Origin of the sequence: Apibacter muscae (assembly GCF_007845635.1) — a bacterium.
GTDB classification, from domain to species: domain Bacteria; phylum Bacteroidota; class Bacteroidia; order Flavobacteriales; family Weeksellaceae; genus Apibacter; species Apibacter muscae.
Map to the genome: position 1 here is coordinate 51705 of NZ_SELG01000027.1, position 23495 is coordinate 75199.

Below are 23495 nucleotides of genomic sequence, written 5' to 3' on the forward strand. Positions count from 1 at the left end.
ATGTTTAAACTTATTTTAAATCTTCTATGGAACCGCGCCAACAAAAGACGTTGGCAAATGGAATTAGGAACCTATTTACTACGCCAGGGGGTGCAATGGAAAATTGGCGATCCGGTGCAGGTGCCTAACGGACGAAACAAGGTATGCACCATGTGGATTAGCAACCTGTTTTATGATTTTCAGAAAAACCACATTCAACATTCTTTAACTTCTAAAAAACCATTCAGAAAAGAAAGTGAGAAAAGAGGATAAAAAAGCCTTAGAACGTTACCGTAAAAAACTAGAGCTTTCCAAGCAGTCGGTACATATTAATCCTTTTGAAACCGATAAGGAAAGAAAAGAGGCAATCGAACGTTCGAAGAAAGATATCCTTTATTGTGTAGAACGTTATTTTCCTCACTATGCCAAATATCCTTGTGCGGATTTTCATTTACAATGGGCAAAGCTGGTTAAAAAAGATAAGAACTTTGTAGGCTTTTGTAAATGGGGGCGTGGACTGGCTAAATCGGTATGGAATAATATTTTTATTCCTTTTTGGCTTTGGCTGAATGGGGAAAATATGTATTTCGTGCTGGTTGCTGTGAATGAAAAAAAAGCCCGTCAATTGTTAGAAGATTTACGGGCTGAATTTGAAATCAACCCTCAAATTATTGCTGATTTTGGCGAGCAGGTAAAATTGGGAAGCTGGGAGGAAGAACTTTGGATAACCAAAGGTGGGTTTATTGGGCAAGCTATGGGATTCGGACAAAGTTGTCGAGGGCTTCGGGTAGGAGCACAACGTCCTACCTATTATAATCTGGACGACTTAGAAACCCGCCAAACGATAAAAAGCGAAAAACGACAAGATGAAATGGTCGAATGGGTAGAGGAAGAATTGTTACCCTCTATGGATTCGCCCGAAGATACTGAACGACTTTTGTTTTCCAATAACTGGTTTGCTCCGGTAATGTTTTTAAAAAAGTTAGCCAAAAAACACCCCGATTGGAAAGTACACGAGGTAAAAGCGTATGACTCCACTACTTTTAAACCTACTTGGGCAGGTAAATATACCGCCGATTATTACCGAGCTAAGGCTAAAAAAATGGGTATTACTTCAGCGGATTCTGAATACAACCATAAAGCTGTTTTGCGAGGAGGAAAGGTTTTTAAAGCTGAATATATACAATGGGCAAAGTTGCCACGCATCGACCATTTTAAAGCCATTTGCGCCCACTGGGATATTGCCTATGCAGGCAATGAAACTTCCGATTATAATGCGGTGCGGATTTGGGGCTTGTATAAAAATGATTTTTACTACATCGACAGCTTTGTAAAACAAACCAAAATGAAGCCAGCGGTTAAATATATGATTGCCATTGATAGGGAAATGAAGGCAAAAGGCATTGAAATTATTTGGCGGGCAGAGGCACAATTTTGGAATGATGAAGTAGAAAGAACCATTAAAGAAGCTTGCAAAGAAGAAGGAAATTACCAACTGTCTATTACCTTGGTTTATGATAAAAACCACAAGTACACCAAGATCATTGCTCGTTTAGAAGCCCGTTACCAAAATGGACGGATTTATTATAACGACAAAAAACAAAGCCATAATGACACCCAAATAGGCTTACAACAATTGTATGGAATAAGCCCCGGCTATTCTTCACATGATGATGCCCCCGACGCAGATAGTGAAGCCGTTGAATATTTATCTAAATATATAACCAATAACTCTGATAGTGACGATAACGCTTATTTACAAGGAAGTTACCAACCCAAGCACGAAAGAATATGATATACCTAACTAGAGATTACCTGAATACCTTTGCTTTTGAAAAATTAATTGATGAAAGTATAAACGATTATGAACCAATTTTAGACAATATAGAAGCTTCCAGCATCGAGTTAATTAAAACTTATTTAAGTGGGATTTTTGATATTGATAAAATTTTTGACCCGGAAGCACCTATACAAAACGAACTACTGAAAACCATTTTGGCTAAATTGGTGCTTTATGGTATCGTTCGTCGCAATGCTGCCCGAAAAGTACCCACGGATTATAAAGAAGAATACGAATGGGCAATTAAGCAATTGGAAAATATCAATTCAGGCAAACTTAATCCGGGAGGCTTACCGCCCCTAACGGATGAAAACGGAAATACCGTAGAATCTACCACCCTGATAGGTAATTTGTCTAATTCTAATTTTTATATTTAACATGAGCAAAAAACGAAGACATAACCGACGCCCAGCCATTCAGCAACCCCAAGCCCAAGCAGAGAAGAAAAGCAATTATTTGTCTTCTCTCTTGGTGCCACAAGAGATAAGCATCCACGCTAAAAGTATTAACGATTATAAAATAGCGGTTGCCCTGGCTTTGGATAATTCTAACCCGGATCGTTCGCCTTTGGCGGCTTTGTATGATAATTTGTTGTTGGATAACCATGTAGCTTCGGTAATAGACAGCCGTATTTTATACAGCCAACGAAGCCCTTTTAAAATGATAGATGATAAGGGAAATGAAAATGAAGAATTGAGTTGGTTGTTGGAACGTAGTTGGTTCGAAGAATTAATTCGTTTGGTGTTATTTTCAAAATTTCAGGGAACTACCTTACTGGAATTGTACGAAACCAATGCAGAAGGGGAATTAGCAACCACCACCGAAATACCCCAATCACATTTTAATGCTACCAAGGGGTTAATCTTAAAAGAACCGGGAGCCACCAATGGTTGGCAATATAAGGAAGGGATTTTTAAAAACTATTATGTACAGATAGGTAAAGACCGAGACTTAGGTATATTAGAGCGATTGGCACCTATGATACTAGCAAAAAAAATAGGTTGGGGTGCTTGGATGGATTTTATTGATAAATATGGGGTACCTCCTTTATTTATTACTACCGATAGGGAAGACAATAGCCGTTTGCAACAACTCTATTCCTCGGCTATGGCTTTTAAAAGCAATTCATTTTTAATTGGAAGGGGGAATGAAAAGTTTGAAGTAGGAAGTACCCACACGGGAAATTCTAAAGATACTTTTGATGTTTTTATTGAGCGCGCCAATGACGAGATATCCAAGCGTATTTTAGGTGGTTCCTCGCTTACTGACCAAAAAACCTTTGTGGGGTCGGCGCAAATCCAATACCGCTTAGCCGAAGACCGATACAATGCGGATAAAATCTTTTTTAAGAATATTTTCAACTCCTTTATTCGTCCGCGTTTAATCAATCTTTCGCCTATTTATGCTCCTTTGCAAAATCATTATTTTGAGTGGGATAACTCGGAAGTTCGCACCGCTGACGGAGTTGCTGACCTAGTGGTAAAATTAAGCCAGGCAGGTTATGTGCCGGATCCTGAATTTGTAGAGCAAGAAACGGGAATAAAATTACTGGGATTGAAAGAAAACACGATCGTAAAACCCCAACCGGAAGCCGAAAAAAAAAAGTAGCTACTAAGTTAACTGCTTTGTTGGCTAATTATTTACCTAAAGAAAATTGTTGCCCTTCGGAGGTAGTGGCTGTAGATTTATCTGATTATGAAGAATTAATCCGCCAATTAGCCGAAGACATAAAGAGTGGTAAAATAGATAAAAATAACCTATCGGTAGACCTGGTTAAAAAAACTTATAAAGACCTTAGTAAAGGAGCCACTAAAGGTTGGGGAAATGATTTTAACGAGCTTACTGGTGACAACCCACCCGGAGACAAAACGGTACAGCATTTACACCAAAATATCTATCGTTTTTCGGGAGCTAAAACCGCTGCCCAAGCTTATGAGATCAGCCAATTATTGTATACAGAAGATGGGAAAATACGCCCTAAAAAGGAATTTATGGAGTTGGTTTTAAAACTTAACGAAAGATATAACCGCCATTATCTAGAAACGGAATACAACACCGCCATCAAAGCAGCTACTATGGCTCGGCAATGGGTAGATTTTCAGCAGGATGCGGAATTGTTTCCGAATTTGAAATACAAAACTGCCGGGGATAGCCGGGTACGACCGGAACACCAAAAACTAAACGGAACCATACGCCCGTTAAATGATCCTTTTTGGAACAAGTATTACCCCCCTAATGGTTGGAATTGTCGTTGCTATGTAGTACAAACTGCGGAAACAGTAACCGAAGGCAGGGAAGATGACAGCGTACCAAAGGAGTTTTACGGGCATGTGGGCAAGGAAGAAGTGGTATTTTCTAAAAACCAAACCTATTTTAAGGTAGTAAAAGAACTGGGAGAAGGCGAATTTAATAAGCATTTTGAAACTGCCAAGCTAGATGCTCCTTATTTGAACCTAAAAGGGGTGAAGGTAAATATTTGGGCAGATTTGGAAGATTATAAAGAAAATTTAGATGCTGCCCTGGTATTAAAAAAAGCAGGTTATGAGGTGAAGCTTCGCCCGCATGTGAATAGTTCTATTTTGCTAAATACCCCTAACCCGGAATATGAAATAAACGGGCAATTAGCCGAACGAAAAGCTCCGAAAGGTGTCAACTTACGTAATGTTTTAAGTAAGGCGAATAAACAAGGCTGTAAGATCGTCGTAATAGATATGGTGGATAGTAAGGCAAGCCTAGAAGAAATACAAAAAGAAGCGGAAGCAAGATTGAATGATCCTGAAAAATTCCCGAGGATAGAGGAAATACTTATAGTAAATGAGGGGAAGACTTTCTCAGTTAAAAGAAAAAAGCAATCTAAATAAATTTAAACTGCTTTTTGTGGTCTACATTCTTGGTTTTGAGCCGCGAACTTCCTCACCCCACAAAGATACAAATTTTTAATTATATATGAGCGAAACAAATAAATTACCGGACTTAGAAAGCATGGTTACCCGCTTATTGAAAGAAGCGGAAAGCTATGCAGCGGTTAGCGGGCTGAATTTTTTTAAAGAGTCTTTCGAAAAACAAGGCTGGACGGGTACTGCTTTTGAACCCTGGCAAGCCCGAACCAACGACCTGCGACCGGGTGGGGCTATATTAATGGATAGTGGACAGTTAAGAGATTCTTTACAAATTTTGGAAAGAGGGGATTTAAAAATAAAATATGGCACTTTTTCGCCCTATGCCAGCATACACAACCACGGCGGGGTTATGATGATACCCATAACTAAAAAGTCAAGAAAATACTTTTGGTATATGTATTACCGCACGAAAAAGGAGTTGTACAGGGGTTTAGCTTTAACTAAAAAAAAATCCGTGAGGGTGCAAATGCCGAAACGGCAATTTATAGGGCATTCAGACACTTTAATGATTCAATTGGACGATTGGATTTTAAACCGAATAATAACCCGTTTTAAAGAGATATAAGATGCAAAATTGGAAAGATTTATATATAGAAATAGCAGAAAAAATAGACAACGGACTGGAAGCTATTCGTTGGGTAGATTTATGGCATAACCAGGTATATTTTTTGGAAGAGGAACATCCTTTTCCTACTCCTGCGGTGTTTTTAGCTTTTCGGGGGCGACAATTTAAAGACCTGGGAGACAAAGTGCAGGATGTTAGCTTGCAAATGGATGTTTTTTTGTTTTATGAGACTTTTAAAGACACCTACCTTAAGGGAGTAAACCAAGAGACCGCTTTAGAGTTTTTAGATTTATTGGATGGTTTAAATGCGTTGCTGCATGGCTCGGGTGGTAAAAATTATAGCTCTATGCGGCGCATTGGGTTAGCCCCCGTAGATTCGGGAGGAAGTGGTAATTTATATCAACTGGTTTATGAGTGTACTTTAATGGATTTTTCCGCGCAAAAAGTGATGGAAGAAGGTATTATTGAAGGTTTTGAGGTGGAAAAATTAAGGGATAAGGAAAATGATTTCTTTATCCCTTAAAAATAGTTAAAATAGATTTAGGTTATTTCGGTTGTAAATAATTTTTTCAATGGTAGCCGGGGATTTATAGAATTTATGTGCTAATTCTCCGATAATCCATTTATCGTGGTATTTTTGCACGCCATGCTCGGTAATTGCCATTAACCGGGCATGTTCTTTTTGAATATCTTCATACATGCGACGGGTAGCTTGCCTTTGTCTGGTTTCTATAAGGTTCTGCATCACACAAAAATAAGTGTTTTTTAGCTATTTTACAAGGAGTTTGTTAATGCTTCCAAACAAGCCCCTCTGTATTAAATTCTATTTGTTTATTTCCATTATTATAAAATTCTACTTCTATAACCATTCGTTTAGATTTCTTTAATTTATCTATTATTTTATTGGGTGTTTGTAAAAATATTACTTCTGAACTTCCATCTGAAGAACCTACATATCCTATATTGAAAGGTTTTTCATTATCAAAACGAATTCTTGCAGTACCTCCGTCATATACATATCCTTTTATTTGTCCTTCAGTTACACTAAAAATAACATCATTTTTACCTTGTTTATTTCTGATATTTAAAGATGCATAAGAATTTTCATAAGGAAAATCTAGGTTTAAATTTTCCGCTGATTTTAATTGAGCATAATATATACTATCTCCCATCTTATCTACTTCGTCTTCATATAGCCAACTATTTAGTGAATCTATTTGTTTTTTTGCTTCTTCTGAATGTTGAAATTCTATTGGTAAGCTATCTATAACCATAGAATCATTTACAGATTTATCTGTCTTTTTATTACAACTTAAAATAGTGGTAAGGGTCAATAAAATAATAGAAACAACTCTCATTCTTATTTTTTTGCAAATATATAAATAAGATAAATAGTAAATATAAAAAAGCCACCTAATAAACTAGGTGGCTTTTTTATTGATATAATTTTTTTTTACACTTTTTACACTCATAAATCGTATCATTATGGTTGTTGCCTATATATTCGGTGTCTTTATGCTTACAAATCTCCTGAATAGCTTCAATCGCTTTGTTTACGGCTTTTAGTTGGGTTTCCAACTTTTCTTTTTTCTGATAAAGTTTTTTTATGTTCATTTCTTTTCTCTAATTCAGTTTTATAGATTTCGTAGGCATCGGATAATTTATAACTTTGGGCTTTTTGTATTTGTTCTTTTAATTCTTTATCAGAAAGGTTTTTACAAAGCTCTGGTAATCGGGATATAAATATCTGATGATTAGATAATACAGAGCTTGGAACTTCTGTTTTTTCTTTTTTCTTATCCAATCGCTCTATTAATTCATCCAGTTTTTTTTTATTTTCCGGGGAAATCTTGTAAGGTTGTTCCTCTCTCCGTTTTAATTCTGCTTTTTCATTTTGCTTTTCTTTTTCCCTTTCTTCCGCTTTCATATCCAGATAAGTAGGAACGAAAATATTAAATAGCGTATCATTATCAAACCTACCTTTATTGCTTCCTAATTTCCCTTGTCGAGCCATTTTAAGCATTAGTATAATGTCTTCAAAACTTTCGTATTTGAATACATCTACTAAATCGGCAGCCATAAAAGTAGCGGTTTCTATATCCATTTTTTCAGAAAACTTAAATACTTTGGAACAATTTATTATTGCAAAACGGACAGCCGAAATAATCTGTTTTTTATGGATAGCTTTTTCAATATTGATAACCAAAGTAGTATCCATACATTTTCTAACGGTTAAGTCCGATTCTAATAAAACCAGTTCCATAGCCGCTTCGGTTTCTTTATTTAAACATTCTATCGAGTGGATCGTCTGCTTGTGTTTTATTAAGTTGCTCATAATGTTTTTTGTATTTTTCCGGATTCTGTTTAATAGTCAATACCTGGTTAAGGTATTTTTCAAAGTTGGAAGGTCTAAATAAAGTTGTAGGGCAAAGATGTACCGCCATTACTTCGTTATTTTTCCATTCCAACGTTTTTACCATTACTACCTCTTTCATTTCTTCCAAAGTATAACCGTCTTTAAATCGGGCTGAAATGGGTTTTAAATTGGATTTAATCGGTTTAAAACGCTTCCCAGCTATCTCGTTTAGATAGTTAAGGATTTCTATTTCCGGGAGTATGGTTTGTGTATTCATAATTCTTTATTTAATTTCCATTCTCTTTCAAACCAACTACACATCGCACGGGTGGGGATTACTAAATTTTCACATATTATTTTATTTGCTACTGATTTTCCTACTTTTGTTCTGTGAAAATCGGATAAATAAAAAATCACACCATTTGTCAATAAGTTGTTCTTTTTTAGTTTATCTAATAATTTTGATTTACTTGTTATCGTTTTCATGGTATTAATTTATTTTTTATATGTACTATTTAATACCCCTTCCAGAGCGATTATAAGTTTACTTGTTTCTTTAGATGTCATTTGTTTAAGCGGTTTTCTTACGGGACTTTTTTTTGATACTATAAAAATTCCTAGCTTATTGACATCGGCAACCGATTTACCCGCTTTTTTACTGTAGGTTGTCCAACCTAAATCATAGCATATACGGCGAATTTGGGCATGTTGTTTATTGTCTTTATCAAAATATCCAAAATAGCTGTAATCGCCTTTTAACGAGACTATCAAATTATTAGCTTCATCGTTGGTAAGTTCTTTAGTACTGGTAATCCTTCCATCGGTAAAATCTGAAATAAAATCAGACCTTAAGTCTTTATCTTTTTTTATTTCTTCTGGTAATAGTCTAAAAATCTGTTGTTTTTGGGAATATTGGATTTTCATATCAGGTAAATTCTAAATATTCATTTTCTTTAACTATAGTAGAGATAAAGGGAAATTTTTCTTTATCTACTTTCTGTATCATTTGCAGCAACACAGTGGAACCGGTAAATACTACGTGGCGGGTTCCTGATTTTTCAATTTGTAAAGTCAAAAGTTGGGTTCCTACTTTTGCTTTGGATTGCTCTATTTTATAATCAATAATGACAATAGGTACATTTAATATCTTATCAATCTTTATTTTATCTCCTGTAAAATGATTGATTTCTGGTTTTATCTTAAAGTCTTTAAACTGGTTCATCCTTTAATAGTTTTTTTAGTAGGTTCTTAGAATTACAATGTATTGTCCAACCTTTATAAGACGCAATAGATGCAGGATTACGATTTTGTTTAAGCATTCTGGCAAAGTTCTTTTTGATTCTTTTACGTAGTAAGATATGAGTATGGTAGAAACGATAGCCTAAAAAGTCTATTCCTCGGGCTTGTACCGGAAATATCTGATAATTGGATTTTACCAAAAGTTTTAAATGAGTGTTTAAATACTGTTTAATATCATGTAAAAGGCTATGTAAATAGAGTTTATTATCAGAAAGGATAACCAAATCATCGGCATATCGAAAATAATATTTTACTTTTTTTTCTTCTTTTAGCCAATGGTCAAAATAGGTAAGATAAAAGTTTGCAAGGTATTGACTCAAATAGTTTCCTATGGGAAGACCGGGAGCGCTATTTATAATTTCATCTAACAGCCAAAGCAGATTAGTATCCTTAAATTTTCGTCGTAATAAATTTTTTAATACCCCGTGATTTATTGAGGGATAAAATTTAGTAATATCTAATTTTAAACAATAAATAGTTTCTTCTTTATTGGTAAGGGCTTGTTTTAGTTTTTTCACGCAAGCATGAATACCTCTATGTTTAATACAACTATAGGTATCCGCAGTAAAAGAAGCTACAAAAAGAGGTTCTAACACATTCATAATAGCATGGTGGGTAATTCTGTCTGGAAAATACGGAAGCCTGTATACTTCCCTTTCTTTAGGTTCATATACTTTGAAAATATCGTACTTAGAAGTAGAATAGGTTTTATCTTTTAGCATTTCATGTAATTTCAAAAGGTTAGTATCCTTATTTTTGTTGTGAATTTGGACACCATATTGCTTACTTTTGCCCTTTTGGGCTTTTTCATCTGCAAGGATAAGATTTTCCATGTTGTAAATTTTTGGATATAATTTTCCGATTCTTTTCATCGTCCTTTGCTTTATTCCGGTCGTTTTCCCATAAAGTACCAACGCCCTTGGTTTAGTGTTGTTTTTTGCCATGTGGGCAGGGTTTGCGGTGTATATACTTTTGCATAGGTGAGAGCTGACATTCGAATTCGTGTTCCAGTTATCGTAGTCGTTGTACGAGAAACTGCCAGACGCAGAACTACAACTCCATACACCACACCACCCGTTACTTAGATTATTTTTTAATTACAAAGTAAGTTTCGTATAAGCCTTCAAATTGTTTTCCCGCATATTCGGCTAATTCCCTGCTTTTAAAGCAAAGGCGAGAGCCGACACCCGAAGTCGTGAGCCAGAAAACGTAGCCGTAGTACGAGAAACCGCCAGACGCAGAATCTTCCATATCAAACCAAGGATAATACTTATATTCATCCCAATTACTCCAATCGGGTTCCCACCCCTCATTAAGGGCTTGCGTTATTACAACTAATTTCAAATGTGCCGTTAGGGCTTCTGAATGTTTTGAAAATTCATTAGGAATTGTAATTGTGAAATCTTTAGGATTCAGATTTAATTCTTTACAAGCGTCTTCAAAAGTTTTAATTTTTTCAATAATCGTAGACATAATTATTATTTTAAAGGGTTAAAAAATCTTTGTATATAGTTTCAAATTGCTTTCCTGCATATTCGGCTAATTCCCTACTTTTAAAGCAAAGGCGAGAGCCGACACTCGAACGCGAGTACCAGAAATCGTAGTCGTCGCACGAGAAACCGCCCGACGCAGAACCCATACGGAACCAAGGGTAATATTTATATTCAGAGCTATTATTCCAATCAGGCACCCAATCTTCATTGAGAGCAGCAGCCAGTAATTTTAACTTACGGTATGCTTTTTCATCTTTATCTAAACCTTTTAAACTTTGTTTAAATTCTTCTTTATCAAATCCGGTTTCATTTAGCACATCATCAAAAGTTTTTATCCTTTCTATAACTGTTTTAGGAATCGGAATAAACTTTAATTCTCCGGTTTTGTCATCAAAAGAATCTACTTTAAATCCTTCTGGAATCTCAATTTTTAATGTTTTCATACTTATTATTTTTAGCCTGCGTAAATAGCAAAGGTTTCTTTTTGAGTTATTTTAATTCCTAATTTGGTTAGTAGCTTCCTAAGTCGGGTATCTTTCGGGGCTTCATTAATTATTAGTTTTTCGTCTAATTCCGTTTTTATAAACTCGTATTCGATTTCGTCCAATAATTGTTTTTTAGCGTCTTTACTTCCTTCTATTACATCTTTTACCCGTTGGCTTACATAAGTCCCATTTGGGAATTTTAATTGAAAGGCTGCGTCGAAATCGGATTTGTTTTCTTCGGCATACTTTAATAAAGTATCTTTAAATTGTTTTTGTTTAGACTGTAAATCTTTAATTTGTCTGTCTAATTCCTGATAGCTTTCTGCTGCTGTAATGATTTTTGTTTCCATTTTTTATTATTGTTTTTATTTTTTATAGTATCTTTTAATAAGTGTTCCATCCTCTTCTACATATCGTATAGAAGGACGTGTCCATTCATTAATTCTAATTTTTGCAAGATTCTCAATAATTTTTTGTTCTAATTCTTCACTGAATTTTAGAGGTTTCTTATTAACAATATTGGATATATTCCTTTGGATTTCGCACCTTTGATCAAAAGTTAAAAATCGAACTTCCTCACTATCGTAGGAAAGTAAATCTCTTAAGTCGTGTATATCTATTTCCATGTTTTTTTAAGTTCATCCCTGCGGGTTAATTCTGCTAATACTCTGATTCTTTCAGCACGAATAAATATTTTATACAATATTTCGCCGTAATGAAACTTATTTAGTTCACAACTCAACTGATACACTCGATTTTCGAGTTCGGTTTCGCTCCATTCCTTTAATGGAGTTCGATTTGAGAGTATTATTTCTGCTGCCATAAATTTTTTGTCTTAATACTTTCATTACTAAATTGTTGGGGTAAATATTTCGGTAGCTATTTTCGCAATGTGTATCGTAAAAGGCTTCTTTTAAGGCTTCTATCTCAAAAGGACACAATTGAGGTTCGTTTTCTTTTATACCGGTTAGCCCGAATGCCTCTTGTGTACGGATATTCCATTGGGTTTTCCACCAATTCCAATATTGAGAAAGGGAAAGCATAACACGTATATGGTTTTCTCTAGCTTCTTCAGGTAAATATTTACAATAATTTTCTGCAAACTCACACCCACACTCAAAAAGGATAGTTTGGTATATCTCTTCCGGCATTCCGGTTAGACGGCAAAAGTTAGATTGAGTTGTTGTCATAATCATTTATGTCTATTATTTCATCAGATAGTATTAAGCAGTCTTCAAAAGCATAAACCTCTTTATTGGAAGGGTCAATAAATTTTGCTTCTTTTACTTCACTATTTTGCAATAGATTATATTGAAAATCATCATTAACTTGCATTATCATAACATCCATGTTATCCGGTAAATCTGCTATGTATTCTTTTAGTTCTTTTACTGTCATATCTTTATTTTTTTATTGGTTTTCTAATTTTCCCCAGTATTTTTCGGCTCCTTCGTCCCAAATGGTATATTCTCCGGAAGTTCCTATATATCTACCTTTAGAAAAGGCTTTATGCCCTTCAACCCATATTTTAAGGTCGGCATCAAACATTACTTGTTCTGCAGTTCTTCCTACGGGATTCATTCCTTTTGCCTGGGAGGTGAAAATAAATAGCTTATTGGGGTATCTTTCTACAAAGTCCTGATACTTCGGATAATTTAACCGGGCATACTGGATGCTGTCAATTACTACTATCCGTCGGCTTTGCCTTTTGTCTAACCGGGTTATTAATTCTTTTATGGGTTCTGCCGGTAAAAGTTGTACATGGGTTCCTACTTCCCCCATGTTTACCCGACCAAAGGCTAATTTCATGGTATAGGAGGTAGCCTCCTCTAATGAATTGTATAGCACTTTATCAAACTGAGAAAGGTATTTTACTAATTGTAGTGTGAAAGTGGTTTTTCCGCTTCCTGAATTACCCCATATAAACCATACGCCTGACATTTCAGGGTTTCCGAATGCTTCCATCCAATCGCCTTTAAAGTCAAAAAGCTGGTATTTTTTGTTACTTAATTCGTTTGCAGATAAAGCCCTTGCCATAGTGTTATTTTAAATGTTAGGGATTCCTATTATGGTTCGTACAAAGTTTTCGGTTAAAGGTTCCCCCGTACGGTCGGCTTCACGCATGGCAGGAACTAATACATCGTGCAACTCTCCGTAATTATCACAGTTTTGTTTTAAAAACTGAATTAATCCTTTATCTTCAATGCCATTTAAAAACTGTTTAAATGTTTTATCAATGGAAGGTAATACCCGGATACCGAACTTAATACGACGATATAACTGCGGGATGCCGTCCTTATTCTTTTTTCGGAGTTTATCCAGATTCTTCGTAAGCTGGTCGGTTCCGATAAGGATAATGGAGCAAATGCCAAATAAATTATCGTATAATTCTTTCATCGCACACAACGCCGGTTGTTTCATGTATTCGGCTTCATCAAATAAAATCACAGGGGTAAAACCTTCGTATTTTAATTGTTTCAGTTTCTTTACGATTTCCCGTATTTTTTTAGATTTGGTTTTGGCAGTAGGGATTTTCAAGGCTTCGATTACCTTATCTATCAAATCACCTATAGTGTCGGAGCTTCCTACCGTAATTTTAAAAGTATCTACCGGATTTTGTTTTACGAAAATATCGGCGGTAAAACTTTTCCCGCTTCCGGTACTTCCGATAATTACATTGGTGTATCCGTATTTTTTAGCATCTTCCAGCGTGGCAATGGTTCTCAAAAATTGTTCAGTCGGTACCGGTTCCCAATAGGTTTGTTCTAATTCTAATCCAATGTATTCCGCTATTTTCTTGTACCATTTATCGGATATAAGTACTTCCTTACCACTTACGGAAGCCGTTTCTTTACCATTTCTAAGGGCGGATATATACCCGGAGTTAATTCCGGCTTTTTTAGAAAATTCGTTGGCAGAAAGTTTATGTACAGAAAGGTAATTCTCTAATTCTGTAATAATTTGATTCTTTACTTCTGTTTTCATAATTTTGTTATTGGTTGTGTCCCGAAAGGGGCATTTTTTATTGTAAATACTTGTTTATATCCACTTTTTCACGCAAATAGGCGTCTTGTTGGGCTTTCCAGTTACTTACATTCTCTTTTTCTTTTTTTCTGTCCTGCTTGTAAGCAACTTTTTTTACTTCATTTAAAGCGTTTATACGTGCTTTATTTCGGTTGTTTTTATGGTTTCCTGTACTATCAGTAAGTACCAGTTTTGCTAATGTGTTACCCAGTTCCGGTACTTTTTGGAACAAATCTTCTACGATTTCAGCATCCTGATAGGTTTGTTCGGCTATTTTTCCGTTTATATACTTGTTGAATTGTTGTATTTTTTTCAGTTCCGCAGCGTCTCCAGTGGTTCGATCTTTAAGTGCCATCGGCTGAACATATTTTTTATCTAACATAAACCGAAGGGTACCGCCTTCATTGTAAGCCAATATTTTATCTGTATTATCAGAATCGTAAGCGATAGTCCAATCCAAATGTCCGTATAAACGAAAATCCGGGTTAAAACAATCGTAATGTTGTATAGTTCCGTTAAGGGTTACTTTAATTCCTTCGTGGTTGAGTTTATTGGTATAACCGGTTCTTTCGCCTAAATAATACAAATACTCGTCATCTGACATATAATGTTTATCTTCCGATGGCATATCTGCATACGCCGATAAATATTTGGCTTTTCCTGCTTCCCGCTCGGCTTCCAGAATTCTCTCTATCTGTAACCGGCAAAGCTGTTCATCCGGGAAAGTATGCCGTATTTTATTTAATATTTCACTATTAGGCTGGTTTTCTTTTCGGGAAGTAACTCCGAAACCCGACCAATTCGGCATTAATTGACAGTATTTTTTGTTTAGTCGTAAGAAATATGGTTCTATTATTTTGGCTTTGGCATTGTGTGCTTTAGCCGGAATATAATTATTTGAAACTGCCTCGTAAAAAGGAGTTAGTTTTTTAGTTGCATAACGATCGGATTGGAGTTGTAACACACGGTGCCGTTGTCCGAATAATTCGGCAGTGTGGTTTACTGCATTTCGGATTGCCTGTTGTATCAATTCCGGCGTTTCATGGGTTCCAATGGCATAACCAATCGGATATTTGCCACACGGATCTAAGACCACTACAACGTTTAATCGGTTATGATAGGTCGTAACTTCTTTTCCTCTAGGAGTAACATCTGTTTTTTGGTAAAGTAGTTCCACATCCCAGCCGTCTATTGTCCAGTAATACAAAGGATAAACCGGAGCTTTACGTTTTACCGTCATTGCCTTAACATTATCGAAGGTTTGTTGCCCTCTACGTCCGGCAAAGGTGATTAAATCCCATTTTTCCCTGTAATTACCTACGGTTGAAGTAGATATGTGTTTCCAGTTGCATTTATCAGCTATAATGTTATAAATCGCAGAGATTTGCTCATTATCCAAGTTATTATGTTTACGGAGCAACTGACGTAAAGAGGCTTCTTGCTCTGTATCTTTTACTTTTGCAGAATGTTGATTGCAGAAGTTCGCATGTATTAGGCTTGAATATCCTTCTTTAATATACCGGGTATATTTTCTTTTTAAAGATGTTGGATTGGTCGGTAAAGAATGTGGATATTCCGTTTTGTTTAGTTTTTGGATGTGTCCGCTTATTTCTTTCCAAAGTTCTTCGGAGTTTTGTTTCGGACGGTTTAATTTCTTACGTGAAGTCTGGCGTATATTAATTAATGCGTGTACTGCATTGAATATTTGAGCATGTGCATGGTATTCTTTTTGGACGGATTCTTCTAAGAAACGATAATCGGGTAATTGCCAGTTGGCGAAAAATTCTACTGCCTCGGGATCGGATTTCAGTTGTTTTTCTAATAAAGATTTATTTTCGGAGGGCGGATTACCGTATTCTTTTATAATAAGGTCTTTTAGATTTTGAGGTAGTTTTTCAAAGTCTAAGAGAGCATAACTGTCTAATCCTCTTGCGGTACGAGTTTTAATTAATTTACCTCTTACGCACCACTGTCTATATGTATCATATGAAACAACTTCCAAATCTTCATATAAAACTTTGGCGGGAATAGACAATATATTATTATGAAACTCGTACATTTTAAACTTCTAAATTTTATCAATCAAACTATTTTGATATTCATTAATTAAAATTTTTCTATTTTCAAATATTTTTTCCATTACATATAACATATCTTCTTTACCTCTATTTAATCTCATTCTAGCAGCATCACTTGTTATATTCAGCATTTCAGAAGCAGTTAACAAATCTCCTGGTCTCATTTTGCTTTTTATTAGTTCTTTTCTTCGAACATTGTTTATCGTTTTCATATATTTGTGTTCGTTTGTTTAGTGCAAATATAGTACACATAATGAAAACTAAAAAATATTTCTTTAAATAAGTTTGCGATTTGAAAACAATTTATGAATAAAGCACTGATTTTAAATAGAATAAAAGAATACAATGACTTTAAAACAGATAAGGAGTTAGCTAGTTTTCTTGGTATTAGTAAATCTACATTATCAAATTGGTACAATAGAAATTCTATTGATTATGATTTGGTGTTTTCAAAATGTGTACAAATAGATAAAAACTGGTTACTTACAGGTAAGGGTAAAATGTTAAAAGAAGAAAAGGAATCAGATATAATAATAAACCCTATTGTAATCAATAGAAAGACTAAAGATTCTTTAAAAGAAATACAAGAAATTCCTTTATATAATTTACATGCAACCGCTGGCTTAGTAGAATTATTTAAAGGTTCTAATCAAGATGCAATTATTGATAATATAAAGATTCCTGGAATCGCATCCTGCGATGGAGCTGTTTATGTTTCTGGCGACTCCATGTACCCCTTGTTAAAAAGTGGAGATATTGTATTATATAAAGAAGTAGACATAAGTCGCTTATTTTGGGGAGAAATGTATTTATTGTCCATACAATTAGATGATTGGAGTGAGTATATAACTATAAAATACATCCAAAAATCAGAATTAGGAGAAGATTATATAAAATTAGTTTCTCAAAATCAGCATCACCAACCTAAAGATGAACCTATAAAAAATATTCAAGCATTGGCGCTCATTCGTGCAAGTATTAGAATCCAATCCTCATAACACACGCATTAAAATTCTAACAATAATATATAATCAAATGATATTCAATTATTTAAGTGTTTAAAAACTATTATTTTAATGTATAAGTGGGGGTGCGAGTTTAATATTTTTATGCAAATTATGGCAATATAATACTATAGTGTATATTTTAGTTTGTTAAAAATTACACTGCTTTTGTCACCCCAAATGTCACCCCAAATGTCACTGCAAAGATGAAAATATGTAGTTTGGCTTATTTTGAATATTGATTAAATAATAGATGGTTTATTTAAAGAAAATAGTCTTTTCTTAAATAAGAAAAACGACTGTAAAGCCGTTTTAATCGTGTTTTGTAGTAGTTTATAAGGTTATTTTAGTATTTAATACTAAAATAACCTTTAATGGGTAAATTTGAGCTTGAAAAAACGAATATAAATGGTAATTAAATGGTAGTAAATTACTTTTTGTTTTTAAATAAAAAAATCTCACTTTTTTTTAAATCCTTTTGTTTATAAGCTTTTCAGGCTTTTTTTCTTTTTATTCTTAAATATGATTTGTCTTACCCCCTATAGGAAGATTTTGCAGAATTAGTTCTTGATATTTTAAAATTAAACAAAAGAGCTCTACTTGCAAACGCTTCTCTTTGGTCTACAAATCCCTAAGAGAATAGTTTTATAAAACAATAAAACCACGAAGAAAAAATCCTCGTGGTTTTTTTAATTTTTTATATGTTCATTACTTTGCTTTAGTATATGTAATTGTGTTTTCAGTAATAGTAGAAATGCCGTCTCTATCTATTCTTTCTTTCTTTAGGTAAGTAGGAAACCCATCTTGGTAGTTGTCCCAATTAAATTTAACCGTTTCATAAAGCTTAGAATTACTTTCCTCCATTGTAGATATTAGTTGGTTATATCTACCAAAGTCTTCATAGATAAAAGATAGCATCCAATCTGGAGTGGAAACATTTTTTAGATAACTATGATGACTATAATCATATTGATAAATCTTTTTACCAGTTGTTAAACCTTTTACAGTAAAAATATCAGAGATAGCATTAAAGAATTCATCGTACGCTATATCAGTAGTTAATGTTAGATTATTTTCTTCAAAATCTTCTAACTTGACTATAAAACCATTGTTAAGCGTAAATCTATACTTTAACAATCCGGTATCTCCGTCTGTATCATTTACTATATTATTTCCCTCATAAGTAAAATTATGTGTTTCCCACAAGTATTCATTTTCTGGTGTTTCTAAATCCTCGTAGGCAGTTATTAGTTGTACAGGATTTCCTTGTGCATCATAATTAATCTTTGCTATGTACAATTCTGTATAATCTTTATAATGTTCCTCTTGCCTTAATTCTGTTATTTGATTTTTGTCATTATAAGTATATAAAACTTTATCTCCGTTATCTCCTAAAATAGATACTGGTAATAATTTATCAGACGAAAGAATTTCCTCTTCGTTAAGATTATCATCACTGCTACACGAAGTAATACAAACGGCTAATAATAAGATTAGATTTAATAGTAAAAAATGTTTTTTCATATTTAGTTAATTTTTTGCAAAGATATTATTATAGAGCTTTACTTGCAAACGTTTTTCTTTGGTATACATATCTCCCTAAGAAAATTCAAAAAACCACGAAGAAAAAATCCTCGTGTTTTTTATAATGTTTTATAAGTTTATTACTTTGCTTTAGTATATGTGATTGTGCTATTGGAAACAAATGGATTACCATTAATTTCCCTTTCCGTTTTTACATAGGTTGGAAAACTATCTATATATGAATCCCAAGTATATGTATCCATTTGTACATAATTTGGAGATTGTGTGTTTGAAGTCTCAAAATAATCTTCTTCTAATGTTGAAATTAATTGATTATTTTTTGCAAAATTTTCATTAACAAATGATAGTAGCCATTCAGGGGTAGATACATTTCTTAAAATACTACGCTGATTATAATCATACTGAAAATCGTATCTAGATGAAATTTTCCCTGCAAAACTTGTAACTTCCGAAATTATATTAAAATTTTGATCGTATTTAAATTCTGTTGTTCTATTTACCTTCCCATTTGATATCTCATCTTCTTTTACTAATAAATTATTATTTATTGTATACTTGTATCTTAAGATATTCGTATCAGCATCAATAATATTAACAATGCTATCACCTTCATAAGTAAAATTATACTTATACCATATATAATCAACTAAAGGTGTATCAGGTTCTTCTTCAGCTATTTTCACTTGTATAGGCTTTCCTTGTTCATCATAGGTAATCATTCTAAGATGAAGCCATATATAGTCCTTGTGCTGTTCTTCTTGCCTTATTTCTGTAATTTGATTTTTATCATTGTATGTATATAAAATTTTATCTCCATTATCTCCTAAAATAGATACCGGCAATAATTTATCGGAAGAAATAGTATTTTCTTCATTAAAATTATCATCACTGCTACAAGAAGTAATACAAATGGCTAAAAAAAAGAATAGATTTAAAAGTAAAAAATGTTTTTTCATATTTAGTTAATTTTTTGCAAAAATAATATTAATTACATTAATTAGTTGCAATAATTAAGAAATAAAATTTCTGTACTTTTGAAATGACCTAATTCATTTAAATGTCATTTATATGAAAAAAGTATTTATTTCAGGAATAATCCCTAGGGTTGGTATTGATATGTTAAATGAGGAAGGATATACTGTAGAAGAGTGGTCCAATTCTAAACCCATAACTGAAAAAGAATTAATTAGCAAGTGCCAAAAAGCTGAGGCGTATCTTTGTATTATGTCTCAAGTTTCAGAAAATTTTCTGAAACAATGTAGCCATTTAAAAGTGATTGCAACCTACTCCGTCGGTTTTAATCATATTGATATTGCCACCGCAACTAAACTAAAGATCCCTATTGGGAATACTCCTGATGTACTTAGTAATGCTACTGCAGATTTAGCGTTCCTTTTAATGATAAATGTTTCCCGAAAAGCATTCTTTAATTATCGAAGGATTCTTGAAGGCAAATGGGAATCTTCTTTTAGTGCTACAAGATATTTGGGTCAAGAATTGGAAGGTAAAACTTTAGGAATCTTTGGAATGGGTCGAATAGGTTTAAAAATGGCTGAAAAATGCAGAAACGCCTATGGAATGAAAATTCTATACCATAATAGAAATAAAATTATTAATGATGAAAAGGAACTTAATGCTAGCTATGTTTCTTTTGAAGAATTATTATTGCAATCTGACGTTCTTAGTATACACGCACCTTTAAACTCTGAAAATTCTGGCATTTTTGATAAAAGTGCTTTTAATAAAATGAAACCTTCAGCCATTCTTATTAATACTGCCAGAGGTTCAATTGTAAATGAAATAGATTTAATTACTGCCTTAGAAAACAAGCAAATATGGGGTGCGGGTTTAGATGTTACTGACCCTGAGCCTATTCAATTGGATAATCCTTTGTTGCAAATGGAGAATGTTGCTATAACACCACATATAGGATCTGCAACTGCTGAAACGAGAAATGCTATGGCTGTGCTTTGTGCGAAAAATATTATTGCGGGTTTAAAAGGAGAAAAATTGCCTGGGATTGTAAATCCTGATGTTTATAAATAAACTAATATAATAGTTATTATAATTTATTTTATTGAAAAAAAAATATTCCACATACCAATTTGAAGCTGCACTTGATGAAGTGGGTAGGGGTTGCTTAGCTGGCCCTGTCGTTGCAGCAGCAGTAATTTTACCCGCTGATTTTTATCACAAAGATATTAATGATTCTAAAAAGTTGTCTCCTAAAAAAAGAAAAGAACTGGGAGCAATCATTAAAGATAATTGTTTAAGCTATTCAATTGCAGAAGTTCCATCAAAAAAAATTGATGAAATTAATATTTTAAATGCAAGTTTTTTAGCAATGCATATTGCCATTGAAAAACTCTCCATAGTACCCGAATTTTTACTTGTTGACGGCAACCGATTTAACCCCTACAAGAATATCCCTCATTTTTGTGCTATAAAAGGGGATGCAAATTTTTTAAATATTGCCTCTGCTTCTATTCTTGCTAAAAATTACAGAGATTCGTTAATGGAGAAACTGCATGAAAAATTTCCAAATTATTACTGGAATAAAAACATGGGATATCCAACTATTCAACATAGAAAGGCAATTCAAGAGTTTGGGATTACTAATTTTCATAGAAAAAGTTTTAACCTGTTTCCTATACAACTATCTCTAGAATTATAATTATTTTATATATATTTGCTAACTAAAACTATAAAATTCAATAAATTGTGAATTTTTTAAAATTAATTAGAATTCATCAATGGGTTAAAAATATTTTTGTTTTTCTCCCTATTTTTTTTGCAGGAAAACTATTAGATTTAAATCTTGTAATAAATTCATTTTTTGGCTTTTTGGCTTTTTCTTTTATTGCGAGTTCCATATATATTATTAATGATTATGTTGACATTGAAAGTGATAAAAAGCATCCTGAAAAAAAGAATCGTCCTTTAGCTAGCGGAAAAATTAAGAAATCTGAAGCGATTATAATTCTTTTATTTTTACTCTTATTTTCCTTTAGTATCTGTTTATACTTGAAATCTTGGACATTATCACTTTTTATTATTGCCTATTTTCTTATGAATCTTGCCTACAGTTTTAGGTTAAAACATGTTGCAATAATAGACGTAATTATTATTGCTCTGGGTTTTCTATTTAGAGTCTTTGTGGGTGGTGCTGCAACTGGATTGCCTATCTCTATATGGGCCATACTTTTAACTTTTTTTCTAGCTCTAGTAATGGGAATTGGTAAAAGAAGAGGGGAATTAATTAATGCAAATCTTACGGGTAAAACAAGGAAAGCTTTGGATGGCTATAATTTACAGTTTACAGATACTGTAATGACTGTAATTTCTACTTGCGCAATTTTATGTTACATTATGTATACGTTAGACCCTACTGTTATGCATAACATCCATAAAGATATTGTGTATACGTCTTTGTTTGTGGTAATAGGAATTTTAAGATATTTACAATTAACTTTTGTATTTAATAAAACTGAATCACCTACGAAAGTTGTTTACAAGGATTTATTCCTTCAAGTAGATTTAATATTATGGATAATTTCAATTTTTATTCTAAAATATTCTATTTAAATTTACTAAATCATGGAAAAAAAAAGCAAGCCTGACACTATTGAAATTACCAATTGGGGGAAATACCCTTTGGTTAAAACAAATTTCCATCAAACATCAAATATATCAGAAATTCAAAAAATTATAAAGGAAAGTCATTCAATTATACCTAGAGGCAATGGCAGATCTTATGGGGATAATTCTTTAAATAAGGAAAATATTTTATCAACTTTAAGACTAAATAAATTTCTCTCTTTTGATAGAGAGAATGGTATTTTTGAGTGTGAATCTGGTGTTATCTTATCAGATATCCTAGATACTATTGTACCGGAAGGTTTTTTCCTACCAGTAACTCCCGGGACCAAACTAATTAGTATTGGTGGAGCTATTGGTTCAGATGTACATGGAAAAAACAATCATTCGGAAGGCTGTTTTGGTGACTATGTTTTAGATTTTAAAATTATAACTGAAGACGGCGAAATAAAAAAATGTTCTCCTACAGAAAATTCAGAATTATTTTGGAATACCATTGGAGGAATGGGGCTAACAGGTATAATTATTTCTGCACGATTTTCATTAAAAAGAATAGAAACAGCTTATATTAAACAAAAAATTTTAAAAGCGGATAATCTTGAAGAAATATTTAAATATTTCGATGAATCGGAAAACTGGACATACAGTGTAGCATGGATCGATTGTTTACAAAAAGGAAAGCAAATGGGAAAATCTATTCTTATGATTGGAGAACATGCTAAGCTAGATGAATTGCCTACCAAATGGAAAAACCAACCGTTGCATGTTGAAAAGAAGCCTTTATTAAATGTTCCGATAGATTTCCCTTCATTTGTTCTTAATACATTAACAGTTAAGGCTTTTAATTTTTTATATTACTTTAAACAAAGAAAAAAAATTGTAAATAACTTTGTTGACTATAACACCTTTTTTTATCCATTAGATGCGATCAATAATTGGAATAGAATTTATGGAAAAAATGGATTTATACAATATCAGTTTATTATTCCACGTGAGTCAGGAAAAAAAGGCATGACTGAAATCTTACAAACTATTGCTAAAAGTGGACAAGGATCTTTTCTAGCTGTTCTAAAGTTATACAAAAAAAGTAATCCAAAGGCTCATAATTCTTTTCCTATAGATGGTTATAGTCTAGCTCTTGACTTTAAAATTAATTCTAAATTACCTTTGTTAGTAAAAGAGTTAGATGAAATTGTAGAGCATTACGGAGGTAGAATTTATTTGGCTAAAGATGCTATGTCTAAAAAGGAATTAACAGACTATGTAAAAGTTCCAGAAACAAACAAATTTAATTCTGTGCAACATACTCGTATTGCAAATGGAATATAGT

General features: G+C 33.3%; 32 protein-coding genes and 1 pseudogene. 13 read left to right on the forward strand and 20 right to left on the reverse strand.

The window, feature by feature from the left end; genetic code table 11:
* The 7 genes from ETU08_RS01805 to ETU08_RS01835 all read left to right on the forward strand — a co-directional run bounded on the left by ETU08_RS01805 (nucleotide 1) and on the right by ETU08_RS01835 (nucleotide 5807).
* Nucleotides 1-252: a hypothetical protein gene (locus ETU08_RS01805; protein ID WP_146261304.1), complete on the forward strand. Its 252-nt coding sequence runs from the start codon at nucleotides 1-3 to the stop codon at nucleotides 250-252.
* Nucleotides 236-1774, forward strand: coding sequence for a hypothetical protein (locus ETU08_RS01810; RefSeq protein ID WP_146261305.1), 1539 nt, complete (start codon nucleotides 236-238; stop codon nucleotides 1772-1774). Before ETU08_RS01805 ends, ETU08_RS01810 begins: the two co-directional genes overlap by 17 nt.
* On the forward strand, nucleotides 1771-2196 hold the full coding sequence (locus ETU08_RS01815; protein WP_146261306.1) for a phage protein Gp36 family protein: 426 nt from the start codon (nucleotides 1771-1773) through the stop codon (nucleotides 2194-2196). The genes ETU08_RS01810 and ETU08_RS01815 overlap by 4 nt, the downstream gene beginning before the upstream one ends.
* Before the next feature lies 1 nt (nucleotide 2197).
* Entirely contained in the window at nucleotides 2198-3427 is a 1230-nt protein-coding gene (locus tag ETU08_RS01820) for a phage portal protein family protein (RefSeq protein ID WP_146261307.1), read from the forward strand.
* Nucleotides 3428-3447: 20 nt separating this feature from the next.
* Nucleotides 3448-4680 carry a phage minor head protein gene (locus ETU08_RS01825; RefSeq protein WP_146261308.1) on the forward strand — a complete coding sequence of 411 codons (1233 nt, stop codon included), beginning with the start codon at nucleotides 3448-3450 and terminating at the stop codon, nucleotides 4678-4680.
* Between the two features lie 85 nt (nucleotides 4681-4765).
* Entirely contained in the window at nucleotides 4766-5284 is a 519-nt protein-coding gene (locus ETU08_RS01830; RefSeq protein ID WP_146261309.1) for a phage virion morphogenesis family protein, read from the forward strand.
* A gap of 1 nt (nucleotide 5285) precedes the next feature.
* A complete protein-coding gene (locus tag ETU08_RS01835; protein ID WP_146261310.1) occupies nucleotides 5286-5807 on the forward strand; it encodes a hypothetical protein in 522 nt (173 codons plus the stop codon).
* 6 nt (nucleotides 5808-5813) lie between these two features.
* Here the strand turns inward: ETU08_RS01835 and ETU08_RS01840 are convergent, their stop codons facing one another.
* The 18 genes from ETU08_RS01840 to ETU08_RS01925 form a co-directional block, all read right to left on the reverse strand.
* The gene (locus ETU08_RS01840) at nucleotides 5814-6029 is read right to left on the reverse strand and encodes a hypothetical protein (RefSeq protein WP_146261311.1); all 216 of its coding nucleotides are present in this window, start codon (nucleotides 6027-6029) and stop codon (nucleotides 5814-5816) included.
* 43 nt (nucleotides 6030-6072) lie between these two features.
* Nucleotides 6073-6642, reverse strand: coding sequence for a hypothetical protein (locus ETU08_RS01845; RefSeq protein WP_146261312.1), 570 nt, complete (start codon nucleotides 6640-6642; stop codon nucleotides 6073-6075).
* Nucleotides 6643-6824: 182 nt separating this feature from the next.
* On the reverse strand, nucleotides 6825-7619 hold the full coding sequence (locus tag ETU08_RS01850) for a hypothetical protein (protein ID WP_185145255.1): 795 nt from the start codon (nucleotides 7617-7619) through the stop codon (nucleotides 6825-6827).
* Entirely contained in the window at nucleotides 7564-7917 is a 354-nt protein-coding gene (locus ETU08_RS01855) for a conserved phage C-terminal domain-containing protein (protein WP_146261314.1), read from the reverse strand. The genes ETU08_RS01850 and ETU08_RS01855 overlap by 56 nt, the downstream gene beginning before the upstream one ends.
* On the reverse strand, nucleotides 7914-8126 hold the full coding sequence (locus ETU08_RS01860) for a hypothetical protein (RefSeq protein ID WP_146261315.1): 213 nt from the start codon (nucleotides 8124-8126) through the stop codon (nucleotides 7914-7916). Before ETU08_RS01860 ends, ETU08_RS01855 begins: the two co-directional genes overlap by 4 nt.
* 9 nt (nucleotides 8127-8135) lie before the next feature.
* Nucleotides 8136-8564 carry a hypothetical protein gene (locus tag ETU08_RS01865; protein ID WP_146261316.1) on the reverse strand — a complete coding sequence of 143 codons (429 nt, stop codon included), beginning with the start codon at nucleotides 8562-8564 and terminating at the stop codon, nucleotides 8136-8138.
* 1 nt (nucleotide 8565) lies between these two features.
* Nucleotides 8566-8862, reverse strand: a complete 297-nt coding sequence (locus ETU08_RS01870) for a DUF8468 domain-containing protein (RefSeq protein ID WP_146261317.1) — start codon at nucleotides 8860-8862, stop codon at nucleotides 8566-8568.
* On the reverse strand, nucleotides 8849-9883 hold the full coding sequence (locus ETU08_RS01875; protein WP_221410532.1) for an RNA-directed DNA polymerase: 1035 nt from the start codon (nucleotides 9881-9883) through the stop codon (nucleotides 8849-8851). The genes ETU08_RS01870 and ETU08_RS01875 overlap by 14 nt, the downstream gene beginning before the upstream one ends.
* A gap of 142 nt (nucleotides 9884-10025) precedes the next feature.
* Nucleotides 10026-10412, reverse strand: a complete 387-nt coding sequence (locus ETU08_RS01880; RefSeq protein ID WP_146261318.1) for a hypothetical protein — start codon at nucleotides 10410-10412, stop codon at nucleotides 10026-10028.
* 10 nt (nucleotides 10413-10422) lie between these two features.
* Nucleotides 10423-10875, reverse strand: a complete 453-nt coding sequence (locus ETU08_RS01885; RefSeq protein ID WP_146261319.1) for a hypothetical protein — start codon at nucleotides 10873-10875, stop codon at nucleotides 10423-10425.
* Nucleotides 10876-10886: 11 nt separating this feature from the next.
* The gene (locus tag ETU08_RS01890) at nucleotides 10887-11267 is read right to left on the reverse strand and encodes a host-nuclease inhibitor Gam family protein (protein WP_146261320.1); all 381 of its coding nucleotides are present in this window, start codon (nucleotides 11265-11267) and stop codon (nucleotides 10887-10889) included.
* A 15-nt stretch (nucleotides 11268-11282) separates the two neighbouring features.
* Complete coding sequence (locus tag ETU08_RS01895; RefSeq protein WP_146261321.1) at nucleotides 11283-11543, reverse strand: hypothetical protein; 261 nt, start codon at nucleotides 11541-11543, stop codon at nucleotides 11283-11285.
* Between the two features lie 105 nt (nucleotides 11544-11648).
* Nucleotides 11649-12107 carry a hypothetical protein gene (locus ETU08_RS01900; RefSeq protein WP_146261322.1) on the reverse strand — a complete coding sequence of 153 codons (459 nt, stop codon included), beginning with the start codon at nucleotides 12105-12107 and terminating at the stop codon, nucleotides 11649-11651.
* Complete coding sequence (locus tag ETU08_RS01905) at nucleotides 12088-12315, reverse strand: hypothetical protein (protein WP_146261323.1); 228 nt, start codon at nucleotides 12313-12315, stop codon at nucleotides 12088-12090. The genes ETU08_RS01900 and ETU08_RS01905 overlap by 20 nt, the downstream gene beginning before the upstream one ends.
* 12 nt (nucleotides 12316-12327) lie before the next feature.
* Nucleotides 12328-12954 (reverse strand): DNA repair protein RadA family protein, encoded by a 627-nt coding sequence (locus ETU08_RS01910; RefSeq protein WP_146261324.1) that lies wholly within the window; start codon nucleotides 12952-12954, stop codon nucleotides 12328-12330.
* Between the two features lie 9 nt (nucleotides 12955-12963).
* Nucleotides 12964-13902, reverse strand: a complete 939-nt coding sequence (locus tag ETU08_RS01915; RefSeq protein WP_146261325.1) for an AAA family ATPase — start codon at nucleotides 13900-13902, stop codon at nucleotides 12964-12966.
* A 37-nt stretch (nucleotides 13903-13939) separates the two neighbouring features.
* Nucleotides 13940-16000 carry a hypothetical protein gene (locus tag ETU08_RS01920; protein ID WP_146261326.1) on the reverse strand — a complete coding sequence of 687 codons (2061 nt, stop codon included), beginning with the start codon at nucleotides 15998-16000 and terminating at the stop codon, nucleotides 13940-13942.
* A gap of 9 nt (nucleotides 16001-16009) precedes the next feature.
* Nucleotides 16010-16231 (reverse strand): hypothetical protein, encoded by a 222-nt coding sequence (locus ETU08_RS01925; protein ID WP_146261327.1) that lies wholly within the window; start codon nucleotides 16229-16231, stop codon nucleotides 16010-16012.
* 93 nt (nucleotides 16232-16324) lie between these two features.
* Between ETU08_RS01925 and ETU08_RS01930 the strand changes: the two genes are divergently transcribed.
* Both ETU08_RS01930 and ETU08_RS12005 read left to right on the forward strand, forming a co-directional pair.
* Entirely contained in the window at nucleotides 16325-17017 is a 693-nt protein-coding gene (locus ETU08_RS01930; protein ID WP_146261328.1) for a LexA family transcriptional regulator, read from the forward strand.
* 551 nt (nucleotides 17018-17568) lie between these two features.
* Nucleotides 17569-17658: pseudogene (locus ETU08_RS12005) on the forward strand (short chain dehydrogenase); the annotation flags it as partial.
* A 73-nt stretch (nucleotides 17659-17731) separates the two neighbouring features.
* On the opposite strand, the gene ETU08_RS01940 reads toward ETU08_RS12005, so the two are convergent.
* Together ETU08_RS01940 and ETU08_RS01945 are read right to left on the reverse strand one after the other, a co-directional pair.
* Complete coding sequence (locus tag ETU08_RS01940; RefSeq protein WP_146261329.1) at nucleotides 17732-18547, reverse strand: hypothetical protein; 816 nt, start codon at nucleotides 18545-18547, stop codon at nucleotides 17732-17734.
* A 140-nt stretch (nucleotides 18548-18687) separates the two neighbouring features.
* Nucleotides 18688-19524, reverse strand: coding sequence for a hypothetical protein (locus ETU08_RS01945; protein WP_146261330.1), 837 nt, complete (start codon nucleotides 19522-19524; stop codon nucleotides 18688-18690).
* Nucleotides 19525-19636: 112 nt separating this feature from the next.
* Between ETU08_RS01945 and ETU08_RS01950 the strand changes: the two genes are divergently transcribed.
* From ETU08_RS01950 to ETU08_RS01965, 4 genes are read left to right on the forward strand one after another with little or no spacing between them, the layout of a single operon-like run.
* Nucleotides 19637-20614, forward strand: a complete 978-nt coding sequence (locus ETU08_RS01950; RefSeq protein WP_146261331.1) for a 2-hydroxyacid dehydrogenase — start codon at nucleotides 19637-19639, stop codon at nucleotides 20612-20614.
* A gap of 31 nt (nucleotides 20615-20645) precedes the next feature.
* On the forward strand, nucleotides 20646-21242 hold the full coding sequence (locus ETU08_RS01955) for a ribonuclease HII (protein WP_146261332.1): 597 nt from the start codon (nucleotides 20646-20648) through the stop codon (nucleotides 21240-21242).
* A 44-nt stretch (nucleotides 21243-21286) separates the two neighbouring features.
* Nucleotides 21287-22153 (forward strand): decaprenyl-phosphate phosphoribosyltransferase, encoded by an 867-nt coding sequence (locus ETU08_RS01960; RefSeq protein WP_146261333.1) that lies wholly within the window; start codon nucleotides 21287-21289, stop codon nucleotides 22151-22153.
* A gap of 12 nt (nucleotides 22154-22165) precedes the next feature.
* Nucleotides 22166-23494, forward strand: coding sequence for an FAD-binding oxidoreductase (locus ETU08_RS01965; RefSeq protein WP_146261334.1), 1329 nt, complete (start codon nucleotides 22166-22168; stop codon nucleotides 23492-23494).
* Nucleotide 23495: the final 1 nt, after the last annotated feature.

What these genes read in the sequence shown, in the direction of transcription:
- ETU08_RS01830 (WP_146261309.1), top strand. Translation starts at nt 4,766, where the DNA reads ATGAGCGAAACAAATAAATTACCGGACTTAGAAAGCATGGTTACCCGC.
- ETU08_RS01815 (WP_146261306.1), top strand. Translation starts at nt 1,771, where the DNA reads ATGATATACCTAACTAGAGATTACCTGAATACCTTTGCTTTTGAAAAA.
- ETU08_RS01880 (WP_146261318.1), bottom strand. Translation starts at nt 10,412, where the DNA reads ATGTCTACGATTATTGAAAAAATTAAAACTTTTGAAGACGCTTGTAAA.
- ETU08_RS01840 (WP_146261311.1), bottom strand. Translation starts at nt 6,029, where the DNA reads ATGCAGAACCTTATAGAAACCAGACAAAGGCAAGCTACCCGTCGCATG.
- ETU08_RS01950 (WP_146261331.1), top strand. Translation starts at nt 19,637, where the DNA reads ATGAAAAAAGTATTTATTTCAGGAATAATCCCTAGGGTTGGTATTGAT.
- ETU08_RS01920 (WP_146261326.1), bottom strand. Translation starts at nt 16,000, where the DNA reads ATGTACGAGTTTCATAATAATATATTGTCTATTCCCGCCAAAGTTTTA.
- ETU08_RS01845 (WP_146261312.1), bottom strand. Translation starts at nt 6,642, where the DNA reads ATGAGAGTTGTTTCTATTATTTTATTGACCCTTACCACTATTTTAAGT.
- ETU08_RS01875 (WP_221410532.1), bottom strand. Translation starts at nt 9,883, where the DNA reads ATGGCAAAAAACAACACTAAACCAAGGGCGTTGGTACTTTATGGGAAA.
- ETU08_RS01805 (WP_146261304.1), top strand. Translation starts at nt 1, where the DNA reads ATGTTTAAACTTATTTTAAATCTTCTATGGAACCGCGCCAACAAAAGA.
- ETU08_RS01915 (WP_146261325.1), bottom strand. Translation starts at nt 13,902, where the DNA reads ATGAAAACAGAAGTAAAGAATCAAATTATTACAGAATTAGAGAATTAC.
- ETU08_RS01925 (WP_146261327.1), bottom strand. Translation starts at nt 16,231, where the DNA reads ATGAAAACGATAAACAATGTTCGAAGAAAAGAACTAATAAAAAGCAAA.
- ETU08_RS01910 (WP_146261324.1), bottom strand. Translation starts at nt 12,954, where the DNA reads ATGGCAAGGGCTTTATCTGCAAACGAATTAAGTAACAAAAAATACCAG.
- ETU08_RS01895 (WP_146261321.1), bottom strand. Translation starts at nt 11,543, where the DNA reads ATGGAAATAGATATACACGACTTAAGAGATTTACTTTCCTACGATAGT.
- ETU08_RS01900 (WP_146261322.1), bottom strand. Translation starts at nt 12,107, where the DNA reads ATGACAACAACTCAATCTAACTTTTGCCGTCTAACCGGAATGCCGGAA.
- ETU08_RS01870 (WP_146261317.1), bottom strand. Translation starts at nt 8,862, where the DNA reads ATGAACCAGTTTAAAGACTTTAAGATAAAACCAGAAATCAATCATTTT.
- ETU08_RS01945 (WP_146261330.1), bottom strand. Translation starts at nt 19,524, where the DNA reads ATGAAAAAACATTTTTTACTTTTAAATCTATTCTTTTTTTTAGCCATT.
- ETU08_RS01890 (WP_146261320.1), bottom strand. Translation starts at nt 11,267, where the DNA reads ATGGAAACAAAAATCATTACAGCAGCAGAAAGCTATCAGGAATTAGAC.
- ETU08_RS01835 (WP_146261310.1), top strand. Translation starts at nt 5,286, where the DNA reads ATGCAAAATTGGAAAGATTTATATATAGAAATAGCAGAAAAAATAGAC.
- ETU08_RS01905 (WP_146261323.1), bottom strand. Translation starts at nt 12,315, where the DNA reads ATGACAGTAAAAGAACTAAAAGAATACATAGCAGATTTACCGGATAAC.
- ETU08_RS01965 (WP_146261334.1), top strand. Translation starts at nt 22,166, where the DNA reads ATGGAAAAAAAAAGCAAGCCTGACACTATTGAAATTACCAATTGGGGG.
- ETU08_RS01930 (WP_146261328.1), top strand. Translation starts at nt 16,325, where the DNA reads ATGAATAAAGCACTGATTTTAAATAGAATAAAAGAATACAATGACTTT.
- ETU08_RS01885 (WP_146261319.1), bottom strand. Translation starts at nt 10,875, where the DNA reads ATGAAAACATTAAAAATTGAGATTCCAGAAGGATTTAAAGTAGATTCT.
- ETU08_RS01820 (WP_146261307.1), top strand. Translation starts at nt 2,198, where the DNA reads ATGAGCAAAAAACGAAGACATAACCGACGCCCAGCCATTCAGCAACCC.
- ETU08_RS01860 (WP_146261315.1), bottom strand. Translation starts at nt 8,126, where the DNA reads ATGAAAACGATAACAAGTAAATCAAAATTATTAGATAAACTAAAAAAG.
- ETU08_RS01850 (WP_185145255.1), bottom strand. Translation starts at nt 7,619, where the DNA reads ATGAGCAACTTAATAAAACACAAGCAGACGATCCACTCGATAGAATGT.
- ETU08_RS01855 (WP_146261314.1), bottom strand. Translation starts at nt 7,917, where the DNA reads ATGAATACACAAACCATACTCCCGGAAATAGAAATCCTTAACTATCTA.
- ETU08_RS01940 (WP_146261329.1), bottom strand. Translation starts at nt 18,547, where the DNA reads ATGAAAAAACATTTTTTACTATTAAATCTAATCTTATTATTAGCCGTT.
- ETU08_RS01865 (WP_146261316.1), bottom strand. Translation starts at nt 8,564, where the DNA reads ATGAAAATCCAATATTCCCAAAAACAACAGATTTTTAGACTATTACCA.